This is a genomic window from Paenarthrobacter sp. UW852 (genome assembly GCF_024608385.1).
In the GTDB taxonomy this organism is placed as follows: Bacteria; Actinomycetota; Actinomycetes; order Actinomycetales; family Micrococcaceae; genus Arthrobacter.
The window spans coordinates 62,176-78,304 of sequence record NZ_JAMSGY010000004.1; the positions used below are offsets into that span (position 1 = coordinate 62,176).

The 16,129-nt window shown below is 63.0% G+C and carries 16 protein-coding genes; 10 read left to right on the plus strand and 6 right to left on the minus strand.

Annotated features, from left to right (window positions below):
- Window positions 1–70: 70 nt before the first annotated feature.
- Window positions 71–1,528, minus strand: a complete 1,458-nt coding sequence (locus tag NEK97_RS08425; RefSeq protein WP_257369348.1) for a D-alanyl-D-alanine carboxypeptidase family protein — start codon at window positions 1,526–1,528, stop codon at window positions 71–73.
- 241 nt (window positions 1,529–1,769) lie between these two features.
- Between NEK97_RS08425 and NEK97_RS08430 the strand changes: the two genes are divergently transcribed.
- Window positions 1,770–2,213, plus strand: coding sequence for an SRPBCC family protein (locus NEK97_RS08430; RefSeq protein ID WP_235517880.1), 444 nt, complete (start codon window positions 1,770–1,772; stop codon window positions 2,211–2,213).
- 51 nt (window positions 2,214–2,264) lie between these two features.
- Here NEK97_RS08430 and NEK97_RS08435 read toward each other — a convergent pair whose 3' ends face one another.
- Window positions 2,265–3,533 (minus strand): CAP domain-containing protein, encoded by a 1,269-nt coding sequence (locus NEK97_RS08435; RefSeq protein WP_257369349.1) that lies wholly within the window; start codon window positions 3,531–3,533, stop codon window positions 2,265–2,267.
- A 64-nt stretch (window positions 3,534–3,597) separates the two neighbouring features.
- On the opposite strand from NEK97_RS08435, the gene NEK97_RS08440 reads away from it, so the two are divergent.
- From NEK97_RS08440 to NEK97_RS08450, 3 genes are all read left to right on the plus strand, one after another.
- Window positions 3,598–3,765: a hypothetical protein gene (locus NEK97_RS08440; RefSeq protein WP_257369350.1), complete on the plus strand. Its 168-nt coding sequence runs from the start codon at window positions 3,598–3,600 to the stop codon at window positions 3,763–3,765.
- A gap of 604 nt (window positions 3,766–4,369) precedes the next feature.
- Window positions 4,370–4,945, plus strand: a complete 576-nt coding sequence (gene dcd, locus NEK97_RS08445; RefSeq protein WP_011776299.1) for a dCTP deaminase — start codon at window positions 4,370–4,372, stop codon at window positions 4,943–4,945.
- A 546-nt stretch (window positions 4,946–5,491) separates the two neighbouring features.
- Entirely contained in the window at window positions 5,492–6,067 is a 576-nt protein-coding gene (locus NEK97_RS08450) for an endonuclease domain-containing protein (protein ID WP_257369353.1), read from the plus strand.
- A 109-nt stretch (window positions 6,068–6,176) separates the two neighbouring features.
- On the opposite strand, the gene NEK97_RS08455 is transcribed toward NEK97_RS08450, so the two are convergent.
- From NEK97_RS08455 to NEK97_RS08465, 3 genes are all read right to left on the minus strand, one after another.
- A complete protein-coding gene (locus NEK97_RS08455) occupies window positions 6,177–7,376 on the minus strand; it encodes a cation:proton antiporter (RefSeq protein WP_257369354.1) in 1,200 nt (399 codons plus the stop codon).
- 5 nt (window positions 7,377–7,381) lie between these two features.
- Window positions 7,382–7,864, minus strand: coding sequence for a cation:proton antiporter regulatory subunit (locus NEK97_RS08460; protein WP_211713611.1), 483 nt, complete (start codon window positions 7,862–7,864; stop codon window positions 7,382–7,384).
- A gap of 63 nt (window positions 7,865–7,927) precedes the next feature.
- On the minus strand, window positions 7,928–9,328 hold the full coding sequence (locus NEK97_RS08465) for an MFS transporter (RefSeq protein ID WP_257369356.1): 1,401 nt from the start codon (window positions 9,326–9,328) through the stop codon (window positions 7,928–7,930).
- A gap of 159 nt (window positions 9,329–9,487) precedes the next feature.
- Between NEK97_RS08465 and NEK97_RS08470 the strand changes: the two genes are divergently transcribed.
- Genes NEK97_RS08470 through mnhG form a run of 6 tightly spaced genes read left to right on the plus strand, consistent with a single transcriptional unit; the run spans window position 9,488 to window position 15,772 of the window.
- A complete protein-coding gene (locus tag NEK97_RS08470) occupies window positions 9,488–12,493 on the plus strand; it encodes a Na+/H+ antiporter subunit A (RefSeq protein WP_257369357.1) in 3,006 nt (1,001 codons plus the stop codon).
- Window positions 12,490–12,990: a Na(+)/H(+) antiporter subunit C gene (locus NEK97_RS08475; RefSeq protein ID WP_257369358.1), complete on the plus strand. Its 501-nt coding sequence runs from the start codon at window positions 12,490–12,492 to the stop codon at window positions 12,988–12,990. Before NEK97_RS08470 ends, NEK97_RS08475 begins: the two co-directional genes overlap by 4 nt.
- On the plus strand, window positions 12,987–14,555 hold the full coding sequence (locus tag NEK97_RS08480; RefSeq protein WP_257369359.1) for a Na+/H+ antiporter subunit D: 1,569 nt from the start codon (window positions 12,987–12,989) through the stop codon (window positions 14,553–14,555). The genes NEK97_RS08475 and NEK97_RS08480 overlap by 4 nt, the downstream gene beginning before the upstream one ends.
- Window positions 14,552–15,118: a Na+/H+ antiporter subunit E gene (locus tag NEK97_RS08485; RefSeq protein ID WP_257369360.1), complete on the plus strand. Its 567-nt coding sequence runs from the start codon at window positions 14,552–14,554 to the stop codon at window positions 15,116–15,118. Before NEK97_RS08480 ends, NEK97_RS08485 begins: the two co-directional genes overlap by 4 nt.
- A complete protein-coding gene (locus NEK97_RS08490; RefSeq protein ID WP_211713617.1) occupies window positions 15,115–15,393 on the plus strand; it encodes a monovalent cation/H+ antiporter complex subunit F in 279 nt (92 codons plus the stop codon). The genes NEK97_RS08485 and NEK97_RS08490 overlap by 4 nt, the downstream gene beginning before the upstream one ends.
- A complete protein-coding gene (gene mnhG, locus NEK97_RS08495; RefSeq protein ID WP_257369361.1) occupies window positions 15,383–15,772 on the plus strand; it encodes a monovalent cation/H(+) antiporter subunit G in 390 nt (129 codons plus the stop codon). The genes NEK97_RS08490 and mnhG overlap by 11 nt, the downstream gene beginning before the upstream one ends.
- 83 nt (window positions 15,773–15,855) lie before the next feature.
- Here the strand turns inward: mnhG and NEK97_RS08500 are convergent, their stop codons facing one another.
- Window positions 15,856–16,116: a DUF4235 domain-containing protein gene (locus NEK97_RS08500; protein ID WP_257369362.1), complete on the minus strand. Its 261-nt coding sequence runs from the start codon at window positions 16,114–16,116 to the stop codon at window positions 15,856–15,858.
- Between the last annotated feature and the right edge of the window lie 13 nt (window positions 16,117–16,129).

Below are 16,129 nucleotides of genomic sequence, written 5' to 3' on the forward strand. Positions count from 1 at the left end.
CCTAGCTTAGCGCAGTTCCAGCGCTGCTCTTGACCGCGCCGCGGTTCCCGTGCGCCACTCCCTGTGGCATTTACTTGAACAGCTTCATGCCGCTCCAACCGTTGCCCACCTGGCGTTGCGTCGTCCAAGCGCCCAGTCCCAAGCCGTAGCTGACCAGGTAGCCGTCCACGGTTTGGGCCGTGATGCTGCGCGTACCGGGCCCGGACAATCCGAAAGTGGGGACCAACGCCTTCATGGTTCCCCAACCTGAGCCCACCGTGACAGGAAGGCCCGCAAAGCCGCCCGCGCCGTTGCCGCGGTAACTGAGGAGTTGCCCGGACGTGTTGGTGGCAAGGATGTCGTTGGCGCCATCAGCGTCCCAGTCGGCCATGGTCAATCCCATGCCCGCCCACCCGCTGCCGATGTCGACGCGGTAAGTCAGCGCCCTCCCTGACGTGTTGGGGTAATACCGGAGCCCGCCATCCGGGAAGTAACCCACGATGCCCGGGTAACCCTGGGCATTCGACCATTTACCTACCGTGATGGTCATCTTGTCCCAGTCGCCCGTTCCCACCACAATCTGGGTTGAGAAAGCCCCGCCCGGCCAACCTTTGAACAGGCCAAGGGTGCCGTTGTTCCACTGAGCAAGGATGTCGTAGACGCCATCGGAGTCCCAGTCCACAACGAATGCCTGCTTCAGGCCAGTCCAATTGGAACCAATCTGCACGGGGGCTCCGTAGCCTCCCCACGCCTGAGCCGGATAACGCAGAAGCCGGCCGTTCGGGTCTGCGGCCACGAGGTCCGCTCCGGACGTGATGCTTGCATAGGCCGACGGATTGCCGGCGAAATAATGCTCCATGGTGGGAATGCCGCGACGTTTCATATCGGTGGCCAAATCCACGCCCACATAGCGCAGGTGCCACGGCTCATAGCTATACCCCGTGGTGCCCGTGTAACCGTTGGGGTAGCGGACAATGAAGCCGTACTTATAAGCGTTGGCAGCCACCCAAATACCAGCCGCGGTGTCCCCGAAGCACGTGCTCAATCCGCACGAGCCGTTGGCATTCCCGACATCCACGGCCAGGCCTGTCTGATGCTCGCTGTACCCGGGACGGGCGGAGATCAAATCGGCTTGCGCCTGACCATAAATGCTGACGTAGTACGCATACAACTGCTGCTGCTGGGCGTATGAGCGGTAACCGCTGACCACCGCAAGCCCGCCCGTTCCGGCGTCCGCAGCACCCTGGAACAAACCATTCAGCCATGCCGCTGCTTCCGCGCGCAAATACTGCCCCGAGCCGCGGGCATTGACGAGGTCGCCGGGTGCGTAACTTGCCGGGTTGAGCGGTCGCGACTTGTTGACCAGCACAGACAGGCCGGCCGGATCGCCCAAGGGGACCACGCCAGGGAGCGGATTCGCCGCAGCCGGAACCGCTGCCGCGACCCGGGTATCCACCGCCGACGCAGGAGCGGCGAGCACGGCTCCGCCAACCACCGCAAGACTGAGGAAAGCTGCGCAAGCCGCAAGCCGCCGTCGGACGTTCCCCATGGAAACCCGACCGTTATAAACCCGCATTACGCCCCCAATTTTGGTTTTAGCCAGCGGCAGGCACTCTACCGGGCCAAGCCGCGCATGTCAGCCATGCCCCGAAAATTCGCAGGTAACCATTCGGTCAAGGCTCGTCAGTCCTGTGTCGAACACGTTCGAGGCTGACTATTCTGAAGGTGTTAGCTGCAGTGTATGGGGAACCCGGCTACGACAATTGAACCGTGCGCCGAAAGAGGTTTCCGTGGCATTCGCAGCCCATGAAGTGGTGATCAACAAGGATGCCATGACTGTTTTCCAGTTCCTGATGGATGGCACCAACAATTCCCTCTGGCGGTCAGGTGTTCGCAGCATCTCGCTCCGATCCGGAATTCGCGGAGAAAAGGGTGCTGTGTACCAGCAGACGCTCACCGGGCCCGGTGGCCGCCCGATTGCCGCCGACTTCAAAATCACCGACGCCCGACCCGGCGCTGAAGTCCGCTTTGAGGTAGTCAACGGACCGGCGAAACCCACCGGGGGTTATTACCTCAGCACCGAGGGCGCCACCACGCGCCTCCGCTTCGCGCTGGAATACCACCCCAAGGGCCTGCAGAAGCTGATGAATGGCATGATCCAGAAGACCATGGAAAGCGAAGTAGCCCAGCTGGAACGGCTCAAAACAGTGATTGAGTCGCGCTCGGCGGCTTAGGCCGCGTTAATTCACGACGGCGGTAGCCAGCCTTGGGTGCCCCAAACTGGTCTACTGCGCGAACTTCAGTCCGCCCCAACCAACCCCGATGGTCACGGGGGTTGTGAGACGCCCGGTAGTCAGGTCCCAATATTCCACCACTCCGTTGCGGTCCAAGCCGGCGATCCCCACCGAATCGGGCCCTGTGACACCCCGCAGGGCGCGCAATCCCGTGTAGTCGGTCCAGGCTGCGCCGACTGCCGGCCGTGATTCCTGTTTCGGAGTGCCCAGGCCGCTGCCGCGATAGAGCCGCAAGGTGCCGTTGGCCTCGGTGGTCAGGAGGTCCTGGAAGCCATCCGCGTTGTAGTCCACCATGCTCAGACGGATCGCTGGGTTGCCGGTACCGATGGCGGACTGCGTCTTTATGGGGCCCAAGCCCGCGTTTCTGTACAAATACAAGTTGCCGCCGGAGTCCATGGCCACAATCTGGGGGAGCCTGTTGTTGGCGCACCATGTGCCGATTGCAATGTTGAGCGTCCCCCATCCCTGGCCCAACGTGATCGGCGGCTTGAAACCACCGGCCTGGAGGCCGGGGAACACCAAGAGGGCGCCATCGATCCTCTGCGAGACGAGGTCGAATACGCCATCACGGTCCCAGTCCACAATGAAGAGGTCCTTGATGCCGGTGAACCCACTACCAATCGTTCTGCCCGCACCGTAGCGGCCGCCGCCCAAGGACGGGTAAGCCACCACGGAGCCGTTCCCGGAAATGGAGACAAGATCGGCCGCACTGCGGATGGATGCTTTGCTCAAGTTCACGGTTGGGGGTTGGTATTTGTTGTCGGGTTGGCACACAGCCACCGGATCGGTGGGCGGTGTGACCGTTCCCCCGGGCCGTGTGGTGGTCCCCGCCGGGAGGGTGGTGTAGCCAAAGAAGTTCACCACACCCCAAATCGTGTATCGGTTCGGCGTGGTCTGCCAGTTGCCGTCCGTGTACGTGATGCCAATGCCCATCACGTTGAACCGCGGATCCCGGAGGAGGGCATCGTGGCCCGGTGACTGCTTCCACCACTCCACAAGCTGCGCGGCGTCACGGTCCCAGCGGACTGCGATGACTTCGCCCGCGCCGTTGTTCGGGTTGAGTGCCCGGGGGTCGGTCCAGAAATTGGGACGGTGCTGGATCACTTCGCGGGTCGCGATGTTGTTGGACCACTCCTGGGCCAGGCTTGCCACCGTTGCGTGGTACTTCACCGGTGCCAAGCCGAGGGACGCGCGGTAGCTGTTGATCGCGTTGAAGACCGTCAGGATCGCGGCCGCATTGCTGTCAGGAAGGAGCGCCAATGCTCCATTGTCGGGTCCGGTTGACTCGCTGGGTGCCTTGCCAGGGAAGGGGGTTGGGGTTGTCGTGGGTGATGTCGGTTTCGGGGTTACCACCGACGGCGTTGGGCTTGGCGTCTGGGTAGGGGCGGACGGCGTTGTTGCAGCCGACGGCGATGGGCTTGGAGTCTGGGTAGGGACCGACGGCGCGGGGCTTGGCGTTGTTGCAGCGGACGGCGTTGGAGTCGGCGTCTGATGTGGAACCGGTCCGATAGCGGGAGCCGTTGGCGCGGGATCGGGTACCACGGCGGATGTGGTGTCCCTTGGTGCGGGCTCAGCATCCGCTGAGGGAGGGTCAGTGATGCCGGTATCCGGGACACTGGGGTTGTCCGGTCCCCACGACGGGCCGATGTTCGGTACCGGCGGCGGCGTCTCGAACACTGGATCAATCGCCACCGGCCCACCGCCGCCAGCTGGTTCCGCAGCCGGAATGCTTGCGGGATCATCGGCGCTGCCGGCTACTGGAGGGGCTTCGGAAGGTACAGGGTCGGCGATCGGTGCCGGGTCCGCCGTCGTGCTCGCTTCCGGGGCGTTCAGTCCCGACGGGACGCCGGCTGAAGAAGCCGTGCCGTCAGGGACGGTTTGGGTGGCCGGGAGGAGCTGGCTTGAAGCAGCCACGCACAAGGCCAGCGCTCCGGCCAGCACAATAGCGGCAGGCGCTGCCAGTTTTTTCACAATTACCCCGCGAATGCTCGATGCCCCCAGGTACGGGCGCGGTTCTACATGTCCGGGAACTATAGTCCCATGGGGCGGCCCGGACAATGCATCGGGTATTTGGTGCATGGGGTATTTTTGATGCTGTGCTGATCTCTGACCGCGATATTCGTGCCGAAATAGACTCCCAACGGATTGTTCTTGAACCGTACGACCCTGCGATGGTCCAGCCGTCTTCCGTGGACGTCCGGATTGACCGGTTCTTCCGGCTGTTCGACAACCACAAGTACGCCCACATTGACCCCGCCGAAGAACAGCCGGAACTGACGCGGCTGGTAGAGGTCGAAGGCGACGAACCCTTCATCCTGCACCCCGGCGAGTTCGTACTGGGCTCCACCTACGAAACAGTCAGCCTGGCGGACGATATCGCCGCGCGCCTCGAAGGAAAGTCGTCCCTGGGCCGTCTCGGGCTGCTGACGCACTCCACTGCCGGCTTCATCGACCCCGGATTTTCCGGGCACGTGACCCTGGAGTTGTCGAACGTCGCCACTCTCCCCATCAAGCTGTGGCCGGGCATGAAGATCGGCCAGCTCTGCTTCTTCCGGCTCACGTCGTCCGCCGAGCACCCCTACGGCTCCGGCGAATACGGCAACCGCTATCAGGGCCAGCGCGGTCCCACCGCCAGCCGCAGCCACCAGAACTTCCACCGGACGTCCATCTAGTTCCATTGCGTCGAGGGGTTAGCTCTCGCGTCTTTCGTCGGCGCTGAGGGGTTAGCTCTCGGCCCTTTGGGTGGTGCTTTCTCCCGAGATCTCACCCTTCGATGAGGTCCCAAGGCCCCACTATCCCTCCACACTGTGGGTAACCCCATAGGTGCTGCTCAAACGTGCCAACAATGGCTGATGAGGATCACTCCGCCGCTTCCGCCTAAACTTCAAGGACGTTCGTTCACGCTCGCCGAACAACGAGCTGCCGCCCTCCCGGACCACCGGGCGTGGAACGCTGATCTCCGCGTTGCCAGCAGGGGAGTTCGCGTTCCATGGGGCCAGGCGCAGGATCCCGCGCATACAGCCCGGCTCCTTACGGCTCTAAGTGAGGGTGCAGTGTGCTGCCGTGAAACCGCGGCGACACTGTGGGGTTGCCCGTTGCCGTGGGATTCCCAGCACGACCTCCTGGTGCATTTGACCAGGCTTGACGGCAGTTTTCGACCCCAGCGCAAGGGGGTTCGAGGCCACCGGATGGTTCTATCGCGTGGGGATGTTTGCGAAGTGGACGGCATTCCTGTCACCAGTCCTGCCAGGACGTGGCTCGATCTCGCCGCGGTGCTTCCCTTCGAGGACCTCGTCGCGGCCGCGGATCATTTCATCTGTCGGCAGACGCGAAGCTTTGGGCATAACAGGGTGCCGTTCTGTTCTGCCGAGGATTTGAAGGCCCAGGTCGATCGGCATCGCGGCGCACGAGGCATTCGGAAAGCACGTGCGGCGCTGGAATTGGCACGCGTGGGAGCCGATTCCGCCCCCGAGACAAGGCTGCGACTCGCCATTGGCCGCGCGTTCCTGCCCGAACCGGTGCTGAGCTACGTCGTTCGCGACCCCTTTGGCCGGGAAGTGGTGTGGCCCGATCTCACCTTTCCGGAGTTCAAAGTCGCAATAAATTACGACGGCGGTCATCACCTCAGCGCCGCGCAGAAGGAATTCGACCGCAGACGAGAGGCTTTGCTCGCAGAAAACGGCTGGATCTCCGTGGTGATTACGGTCGAGCAAGTTAGCGAGCATGGGTACGACGGCGTTGCCCGGCTCATCCGGGAGGCCCTCATCCGTGGTGGATGGTCCCCGAGGGGTTAGCTTTCGACTCTTTCGCGGGCTTCATTCAGCCGAGACGTCGCCCCTCGACGGGAGGGGAGGTTGAGATGTCGCCCCTCGGCGGAATAGGGAGGGTGGGGGCGGGGATGGCTTAGGCGGGGGCGCGCTCGGGGCGGCGGGGTGGGGCTCCTGGGGTTTTGCGGAACACCTTGACCACGGGTTCGACGAACCGTGCCGCCAGCGGACCGAGGATGGCCATGATGAGGACGTAGGCCGTGGCGAGAGCGGCGACCTGGCCTGGGACTGCCCCGGACGTGACGGCGAGGCCTGCGATGACGATGGAGAACTCGCCGCGTGCGATCAGCGCTGCCCCTGCGCGGAATCGACCAGGCACCGCGATGCCGGCACGTTTCGCAGCCCAGAATCCCGTGAGCATCTTGGTGAGGGTGGTCACCACGGCCAGGATCAGGGCCCACCCGAGCACAGGTGGGATGGACGTGGGGTCTGTGTTGAGCCCGAATGCCACGAAGAAGATGGCCGCGAAAAGGTCCCGCAAGGGTTCCAGGATCCGGACGGCGTTGTGGGCGGTCGCCCCCGAGATCGCGATGCCCAACATGAAGGCGCCCACAGCAGCCGATACCTGCAATGCCGAGGCTATGCCCGCGACCAAGAGGGCGAGACCCAGCACGTTGAGAAGGAACACCTCGGAGTTTTCGCTGTGGATTGCTTGGGACACGCGGTGGCCGTGCTTGAGGGCGATTACGAGCACCACCGTGACCACTGCCAGGGCGATGCCCACGGTCTGCAGTCCGCCCAGAAAGCCGACACCGGCAAGGATCGCGGTGAGGATGGGGAGGTAGATGGCCATGGCGAGGTCCTCGAACACCAGGATGGACAGCACCACCGGCGTCTCGCGGTTACCGATGCGGCCCAGGTCGGTGATGACTTTCGCTGCAATGCCAGACGATGAGATGTATGTGACGCCGCCCATGACAATGGCGCCAACCAGGCCCCACCCCAGGAGGACAGCTATGCCGGCTCCAGGAATGAAGTTCAGGATGAAGTCCAGGACGCCGGCCTGCCAGGAGCGCCTCAGCCCGGTAACGAGCTCTGATGCCGTGTATTCCAGTCCGAGCATCAGCAGGAGCAGTATGACGCCGATTTCGCCGGAGAGGTGCGAGAACTCGTGCATGCCGTCCAGCTTGACGAACCCGCCGGCACCGAAGGCCAAGCCGCCCACAAGGTAGAGCGGAATGGGCGACATACCAATCCGACCCGCTAACCGAGCCAGGAGACCGAGGCAGAAGACGACGGCCCCCAGTTCAACGAGGGCTAGGGCCAGCGGATCCATCCGGGTTAGCCGTTACGCAGGATGTCGGCTGCTGAGTCAAGACCTTCCTGCGTGCCGACTGCTACAAGTAAGTCACCGGTGTGGAGTACGACGTCGGGCGCGGGCGAGGGGACGACCTCGCCTTCCCGCATGATTGCGACGATGGAAACGCCACTGCGGGTACGAACCTGGGCTTTGCCCATGGGCTGGTTGACGAAGGGCGAATCCGGGGTGATGGAGAATTGCCGGGTGACGATGCCCGGGACCTCGCGGTGGGCTTCGGCCAGGCGCATGGCGATGTGCTGGCCGCCGAGGAGGTTGCCCAGGGCGGCTGCTTCATCGGCTGTCAGGGGTATGGTCGCCTGGCACGTGTCGGGGTCGTCCCACGTGGAGACGAAGAGTTGGGTTTCACCTTCCCGCAGTTCCACCACGCCGATACGCCGGCCGGAGGCCGTGACGAAATCCTTGCGGACACCAAGGCCCGGGAGTTCAGTCTCATCCACATTCATAGCTACACCCTAACTCTGGGAACCGGTCTGGTGTGGGGGTTGCCCTCCGCCGGTCCTATGTAGTTAACGCTCTGGCACCACAGCTATTTCCACTTTCGCGGGCGGCTTTACGGGCAGGATCACCAACAGACCGGCGAGGAGAACCACCATGATCCCAAGGATGCCCCAACGTTGGGCCTGGCCCTCCGCAACAAGGGGAGAGGCAATGGCGATGCAGAGCGTAAAGAGCGTAGGAGCCAGGAAGCTCACGGCACGTCCCGTGGTGGCGTAGAGGCCGAACAGTTCACCGGATTCGCCGGCTGGTGCAAGCCTGGCCAAATACGCGCGTGAGGATGACTGGGCAGGTCCGACGAACAAGCAAAGCATCAGCCCGAAGACCCAGAACGTGGCGGACCCCGGCCAGTCATTGCCGAAGAACACGTAGTCCCCGTTGCCCAAGACCAGGATGAGCGTACCTGCCACGAGGAGGCCCACCAAAGACAGGACGATGACGGCCTTGGGACCGATCCTGTCGTCAAGGAAGCCGCCGATGATGGCACCGACTGCTGCGACAACGTTGCCGAAGATCGCAAAGAAGATGACGTCCTTGAGCTCAAAACCGAAGGTGCCCGCCGCGATGACGCCGCCGAAGGTGAACACTGCGGCCAGGCCGTCGCGGAAGATGGCACTGGAGAGCAGGAAGTAGATGGTGTGGGGGCTGGTCCGGTAGATGGCCGCGATGCGCCGGATGAGCAACTTGTAGGACGCGAAGAATCCCAGTGAGGCGGCTTCTTTTTTCACGGATACTTCGGGTACCGCGAACATGACCGGCAGGGCGAAGATGAAAAACCAGAGCGCCGAGAAGATCGCGACGAGCCGGATGTTGAGGGAGTCCTGGGTGGACGCACCGAACCATTCAAACGACGGCTGGACAAAGAGTTGGAGCACCAGCAGGAGCGCCACGATTCCGCCGAGGTATCCCATGCCCCATCCGAAGCCACTGACCTTGCCGATATTCCGCGGCGTCGAGATCTGGGCCAGCATGGCGTTGTAGTTGACGCCTGCGAACTCGAAGAAGATGTTGGCCAGTGCAATGAGGCAGACGCCCAGCAAGAGAAACTCCGGGCGGGGGAAGACGAAGAAGCATAGCGCCGTGAGGACCGCAGTGGCGGCAGTGTTGACCCCGAGCCACAGCTTGCGCCGACCTCCCGCATCCGACCGCTGGCCTGTGACCGGAGCGAGCAGGGCAATGGCGAGGCCCGCTATGGCCAAAGCGGCTCCCAGGGCCGCCGACGCTGCGTCTTCTCCGCCGAAAGCATTCGATGTCAGGTAGACGGTGAAAACAAAGGTGGTCATCACGGCATTGAAGGCTGCCGAACCCCAATCCCAGGAGGCCCAAGCAAGGATTTGCCCCTTCTTTGACGCGACGGGACCGGAGGCGAGCTCGGACGATGGGTGGGTTTCGGGAACTGCAGCCGCGTTCATAGCTTGAATGCTATCGGGAGCACGCGAACAGTGCTGGCATGACAGACCATATGTGGATATGACTGTCCGTGCCCCTTGATAAACTGGATAAACCGAACCCAACGTATGACCGCTTGCTCCAACTTTTGACAATTCGTTCCTTACTTTGCGGAGAAAACAGTGATCACAGTTCTCGCCATCACCTTTGTAGCGGCAACTGTGGCGCCCTTGATCTTCCGCAAAATGGGCAGGAACGCGTTCTACGCCCTGGCTGCCGTTCCCGCGGCCGGGTTCGTGTGGCTGCTCTTCCAGTATGAATCCGCATATTCCGCCGGCGGCATAGAAGAGATCCTCCCGTGGATACCCACCCTGAAGCTTGAGCTCGCGTTCCGCATGGACCCGCTGGCGTGGGTGATGTCCTTGCTGATCCTCGGGGTGGGTTCATTGGTGCTGGTCTATTGCGCCCGGTACTTCAAGGACAAAGATCCCGATCTTGGTGGATTCGGCGCCCAACTCCTCGCCTTTGCGGGAGCCATGTTCGGTTTGGTTACCTCCGATGACCTCCTGATGCTCTTCATCTTCTGGGAGCTCACCACCATCCTGTCCTACCTTTTGATCGGCTACGCCCGGACCCGCCTGGCCGCCCGCCGATCGGCGCTTCAAGCCCTGATGGTCACCACAGCCGGTGGCCTTGCCATGCTGGTGGGCCTCATCATCCTGGGCCAGGCCGCGGGAACGTACCGCATTTCAACCATCCTGGACCAAGCCGGGTCCCTCATGGCCGGGCCCATGCAGGGGGCGGTTGCTGCCGCCGTCGTGCTTGTCCTGACCGGTGCGGTGACCAAATCGGCGCTGGTTCCGTTCCACTTCTGGCTGCCTGGCGCGATGGCTGCACCTACTCCTGTGAGCGCCTACCTGCACGCGGCCGCGATGGTGAAGGCGGGCATCTACATTGTGGCCCGTCTGGCCCCTGGGTTTGCCGAATCGCAGTTCTGGCTGCCCGTGGTCCTGGGGCTTGGCCTGGCCACCATGCTTGTTGGCGGTTACCGGGCGCTCAGGCAGACCGACATCAAGCTCATCCTCGCCTATGGCACGGTCAGCCAACTCGGCTTCCTGACTATGGTGGTGGGGCTCGGGCGTCCCGATGCTGCGCTGGCGGGGCTCGGGCTTCTGCTGGCTCACGGCCTGTTCAAAGCGGCGCTCTTCTTGGTGGTTGGCATCATCGACCACCAATCCGGCACACGCGATATCCGTAAGCTTTCCGGTGTATTCCGGTCTTCACGGGCATTGGGTGTTGTGGCCGCAATCGCCGCAGCGTCCATGGCCGGCGTCCCGCCTTTGGCAGGTTTCGTGGCCAAGGAGTCGGTCTTTGAGGCGTTCGTCCACTACGGAACGGGCCATGACGCGCCGGCGTGGGGTATCTGGATACTGGTTGGCCTGGTGGTGGGATCGATCCTCACCTTCGCCTACAGCGCCCGCTTCATGTGGGGAGCCTTCGCCACGAAGCCCGGTGTGGAGCCCACACCTTTCAAGCCCATCAAACCCGCGTTCCTTGCAGCTCCCGCCATCTTGAGCCTGCTCACGATCGCCTACGGCCTGTGGCCCGTGCCGGTGGATACGTGGATCCAGCCTTACGCGGCATTGTTCGCAGGCCGTCCGGACGCGGTCGACGCCGGACACTTGGCTTTGTGGCACGGCGTCACCCCGGCTTTGGGTCTGACAGCGATAACGTTCGCGGCCGGCGCCGCGATGTTCTACGGCCGCAATCTCGTTTCCCGCGCCCAAGGCCTGGTCCCGGACTGGGTGGACGGCGACCGCGCCTACCAGAACACCATTGGCGCCTTGGACGATATTGCTGTGTGGGTCACGGGCCGCACCCAGCGTGGTTCGCTGTACTTCTACCTGGCTGTCATCCTGACGGTCGCGTTCGCGGTCCCGGCCACGGCGCTGATCATGGCCAATAAGCCCTTGCCGGAGGGCATCTACTTCATCGACCCCAATTCCCCGCTGCAAATAGTGGCCGGCGCAGGCATCGTGGTGGGAGCTCTTGCGGCCGTTCGCGCCAACAAGCGCTTCCTTGCCGTGCTCATGGTGTCCGTGACGGGCTACGGAATCGCCCTGATGTTCGCGCTGCAGGGCGCCCCGGACCTGGCCCTGACGCAGATGCTGGTGGAAACCATTGTGCTGGTGGCCTTCGTGCTGGCCATGCGCAGCCTCCCCGCGGAGCTGCGGGACAGGACCGGCGGCAGGCTCAGGGTGATCCGTGTGATCATCGGTGCAGCGTTCGGCATCACCATGATCTTCGTCGCGATCTACGCCATGGGCGCCCGCGTGGCAACGCCTGTTTCCCTGGATTTCCCGCGCCTGGCCTACGAAGGCGGCGGGGGATTGAACGTGGTCAACGTGACCCTCGTGGACATCCGTGCCTGGGACACCTTTGGTGAGATCTCCGTGTTGGCTATTGCCGCCACGGGTGTCGCCAGCCTGATCTTCGTCCGCAGCCGTGGCGACCGGATCAAGACGTCCGAAGCGGTGCCCGAAGGCAGCGTGGGGCGCCGCACCGGCGTCGAACGTGGTTCCCGGGCCGATGCCACGCTGGCCGTGGCGAAAAAGTTCACCGGCGTGACCCGCGATGCCTGGCTCGTGGCCGGCCGCACCTTGGCACCGGAGCGCCGTTCGATCATCTTCGAAGTGGTGACCCGGCTGATCTTCCACTCGATGATCGTGTTCTCCCTCTACCTTCTCCTGGCTGGGCATAACCTGCCCGGTGGCGGCTTCGCGGGCGGTCTCACCGCAGGACTCGCCCTGACCATCCGTTACCTGGCTGGTGGGCGGTTCGAGTTGAGCGAGGCGGCGACAGTCAGCGCCGGAACCCTCTTGGGGACGGGTCTTGCGACGGCGGCGGCCTCCGGCGTGGTTCCGCTTTTCCTGGGCGGGCAGGTTTTCCAAAGCGCGATTATCGAGTTCTGGCTGCCGGTGTTCGGCAACATCAAGTTCGTCACCTCCACAATTTTCGATATTGGCGTGTACATCGTGGTGGTGGGCTTGGCCCTTGACGTCCTCCGTAGTCTCGGTGCCGAGATCGACGAACATTTTGAAGGCCAAAATTCGCTGGCAGAGGAAGACGCAGCTGGACTGGCCGAAGAAGCAGCCGAGTCAGCCGCATCCGGGAAGGGTACCGCATGAGTATCAACCTGACCCTGCTGATCGTCATGGGCGTGCTTTACGCCTGCGGCATCTACCTGATCCTTGAACGGAGCCTGACGCGTGTGCTGTTGGGCTTGATGTTGCTGGCCAATGCCACCAACATCCTGATCCTGAGCACCGGAGGCTACGCGGGGCTGGCACCGCTGTTCAGCAAGGAGACGAACCCCGATGCTTACAGTGATCCCTTGCCGCAGGCACTGATCCTGACATCTATCGTGATCTCGTTCGCGGTGACCGCCTTCATGTTGGGCATCATCTACCGGACGTGGGTCCTGGCCCGCCAGGACGAGATCCAGGACGACCTTGAGGACGTCCGCGTGGCCAAGACTCCGAGCTTCGACGCCGAAGACGACGCCATTGTTCCCTTGGAAACCTCGGAGTTCGCCGTAACGCCCATCACGACGACGGACCGGAGCCATCCGGAAGCCACGGAAAAGCCGCACACCAGCACCACCCAGGAAGGAGGCAGCGCGTGAATCTCGCGAGCCTGTCGCCGCTAGCAGTCCTCCTGCCGATCCTGGGTGCAGCACTCGCATTCCTGTTGATCCGGCACCACTCAGCCCAGCGGGCGGTGAGCATCGGCATCCTGAGCGCCACCCTCTTGCTCGAGTGCCTGCTCCTGGTATCCGTGTGGAACGGCGGCACCACGTCCGTAACCCTGGGCGGTTGGCTGCCTCCGTGGGGCGTCGTCCTTGTAGTGGACCAGTTCTCCTCGCTGATGCTGGTGGTGTCCACCGTGGTGAGCCTCGCGGTGTTGATCTACGCCACCGGCCAGGGCATGGCTGATGGCGACCAGGAAGCGCCGGTCTCGATCTTCCACCCCACATACCTGATCCTGGTGGCAGGCGTGTCCAACGCGTTCCTCACCGGCGACCTCTTCAACCTTTACGTTGGCTTCGAGATCCTGCTCACGGCAAGCTACGTCCTGATGACCTTGGGCGGGACGGGGCCACGTATCCGGGCCGGCGTCACGTACGTGGTTGTCTCAGTGGTGTCGTCCGTGTTGTTCCTGGTGGCCATCGCCATGATTTACGGTGCCACTGGAACCATCACCATGGCCGACCTTGCGGTAAAGCTCGCCGAATTGGACCAAGGTACCCAGAACCTCCTGCACGTCATGTTGCTGGTGGCGTTCGGCATCAAGGCCGCAGTATTCCCGCTGTCCTTCTGGCTTCCCGACTCCTACCCAACAGCGCCGGCCCCCGTTACCGCGGTGTTCGCTGGTTTGCTCACCAAGGTGGGCGTTTACGCCATGGTCCGCACCGAGACGTTGCTGTTCCCGGGAGATACCCTCAACGTCCCCTTGATGGTGGTGGCGTTGCTGACCATGGTGGTGGGTATCTTGGGCGCTTTGGCCCAAAGCGACATAAAGCGTCTCCTGTCCTTCACGTTGGTGAGCCACATCGGGTACATGGTGTTCGGCCTCGCCATGAGTTCCGTCGCAGGCCTGGGCGCCGCGGTCTTCTACGTGGCGCACCACATCACCGTCCAGACCAGTCTGTTCCTGGTGACGGGCCTTATCGAGCGCCGGGGTGGCAGTTCGTCCATCGACCGAGTGGGTGGTTTGGCCAAACTCTCGCCTCTGCTGGCCCTCTTGTTCTTCGTTCCAGCCATGAATTTGGCGGGCATACCGCCCTTCTCCGGCTTCCTTGGCAAGTTGGGCCTCCTGCAGGCAGGCGTGGAACTGGGCACACCGCTGGCCATCACCTTGGTGGTCGGCGGCGTGGTCACCAGCCTGCTGACCTTGTTGGCAATCGCCAGGGTTTGGAACAGGGCTTTCTGGCGCAAGCCCGAGGACGCTGAATACCCGGATCCTGTGCTGTTGGCCAGTGGGAACGTCGGGGTGCTCCCGCGCACCATGGTGGGTTCGACGGCGGGACTGGTGGTTTTCGGGGTGGCGTTGACGGTGTTTGCCGGGCCGCTCTTCCACCTCGCAGACGGTTCGGCCGAGATCATGCTGGACCGCTCGGCGTACATCCATTCCGTCCTGGGTGATTCGGTGGAGATTCCGGCGTTGCCGCAGAGGGCTGGTGCCAAATGAGCCGTAAACCGAACTCCTTCCGTACTGAACTGCCGCTGCTCATCTGGCTGGTCATCGTCTGGGGTGCCCTGTGGCGGGATTTCAGCCCGGGCAACCTGCTGTTCGGTGCTCTGATCGCGGTCCTGGTGGCAAAGTTCTTCTACCTGCCTCCCGTTGAGCTCAGCGGCAGGTTCAACGTGCTGCGCGCCATTCCGTTCGCGCTGATCTTCCTCGCCAAAGTGGTGGCAGCGAGCTTCCTCGTGCTGTACCTTGCTGTGGTCAAAGGGCCAAAGGTGCGCAGCGCCGTCGTCGCCGTTCCGTTGCGTAGCCATTCCGACCTCATGGTGACGGCAACAGGGCACGTCATCTCCCTGATTCCGGGCTCGTTGGTGGTGGAAGTGGACCGGTCGACGTCCACTCTGTACCTGCACGCGCTCAACATTTACCAAGAGGCTGACATCGAAAAGATCCGTCAGGAAGTCCAGAACATTGAAGCCGGCTTGATCCGCATCATGGGCACCCGCGAGGAAGTCCAGGCGTTGGGAGCCGAGATCAGTCCAGGCGTGAAAGGGGCAGCCCTGTGAAGGAAATCGTCCTCATAGTTACGGCCGTGATTCTTAGCCTGGCCGCTGCCGGCGCCATTGTGCGGATCGCGATCGGTCCTTCGCTGCTGGACCGGGTCTTGGCATCCGACGTTTTGCTGGCCATTCTCGGCGCAGCCTTGGCGATCGACATGGCGGTGAACCGGCACCTGAATAACCTGATGCTGCTGGTAGCGCTGGCCGTGATCGGCTTTATTGGCTCGGTGACAGTAGCCCGGTTCGTGGCTGAGCGGAGGGAACAGAGCAATGAGTCCTGATGCCACCGGCGTGGATGCCGTCATCGACGGTGTGACCGCTGTGTTCCTGGTGGTGGGAGCGCTGATGTCCCTCGGTGCCGCGGTGGGTTTGCTGCGTTTCCCTGACCTGATGAGCCGCATGCACGCTGCTACCAAACCGCAGGTCCTGGGCTTGTTCCTCATGCTGGCGGCCATCGGCCTGCAAATGCGGACCTGGTGGGTTTGGCCCGTGCTGTTGGTGGCATGGATTTTCCAGCTGCTGACCGCGCCCGTGTCGGCACACATGGTGGGTCGGGCCGCGTACCGCACCAAGCACGGACACCGGGAGATGCTGACCAAGGACGAACTTGAGGCCGTCGTTCAGAGGGCGGCTGCGGGGCAAGTCGACCCGGAGGGTTAAAGCCAACGCGGGGTCACTTCCGGCCCATCCCAGGGGGATTTATGGGCCGGAAGTGACCCCGCGTTGCTTCAAACGGTGATGCGCTAGACGATGTCCTGGGACTTCGCGAAGCGGGCGATGGCACGCTGGGTGCCCCTGCTGGCCAGCACCTGGATGAGTGTGCTCACGAACGCCGAGATCAGGGCGAAGGTGAGGGCGGAGCGAAGGCTCGTTTCCATGTCATCGTTGCCTGTGGGCGGCTTGTTGCCTGTGGCCTTTTCCCACCCTTTGTTGACGAGTTTTGTTCCGACGAAGCCCGCCCCGAGGCTCACTCCGGCGCCGATCAGCTTGAAGAAGAGGTTCATGCCACCAGCCTAG

Coding starts and splice junctions, on each gene's coding strand:
- NEK97_RS08425 (WP_257369348.1), bottom strand. CDS start 1,528: ATGGGGAACGTCCGACGGCGGCTTGCGGCTTGCGCAGCTTTCCTCAGT.
- NEK97_RS08455 (WP_257369354.1), bottom strand. CDS start 7,376: ATGGATCCGCTGGCCCTAGCCCTCGTTGAACTGGGGGCCGTCGTCTTC.
- NEK97_RS08460 (WP_211713611.1), bottom strand. CDS start 7,864: ATGAATGTGGATGAGACTGAACTCCCGGGCCTTGGTGTCCGCAAGGAT.
- NEK97_RS08465 (WP_257369356.1), bottom strand. CDS start 9,328: ATGAACGCGGCTGCAGTTCCCGAAACCCACCCATCGTCCGAGCTCGCC.
- NEK97_RS08475 (WP_257369358.1), top strand. CDS start 12,490: ATGAGTATCAACCTGACCCTGCTGATCGTCATGGGCGTGCTTTACGCC.
- NEK97_RS08485 (WP_257369360.1), top strand. CDS start 14,552: ATGAGCCGTAAACCGAACTCCTTCCGTACTGAACTGCCGCTGCTCATC.
- mnhG (WP_257369361.1), top strand. CDS start 15,383: ATGAGTCCTGATGCCACCGGCGTGGATGCCGTCATCGACGGTGTGACC.
- NEK97_RS08500 (WP_257369362.1), bottom strand. CDS start 16,116: ATGAACCTCTTCTTCAAGCTGATCGGCGCCGGAGTGAGCCTCGGGGCG.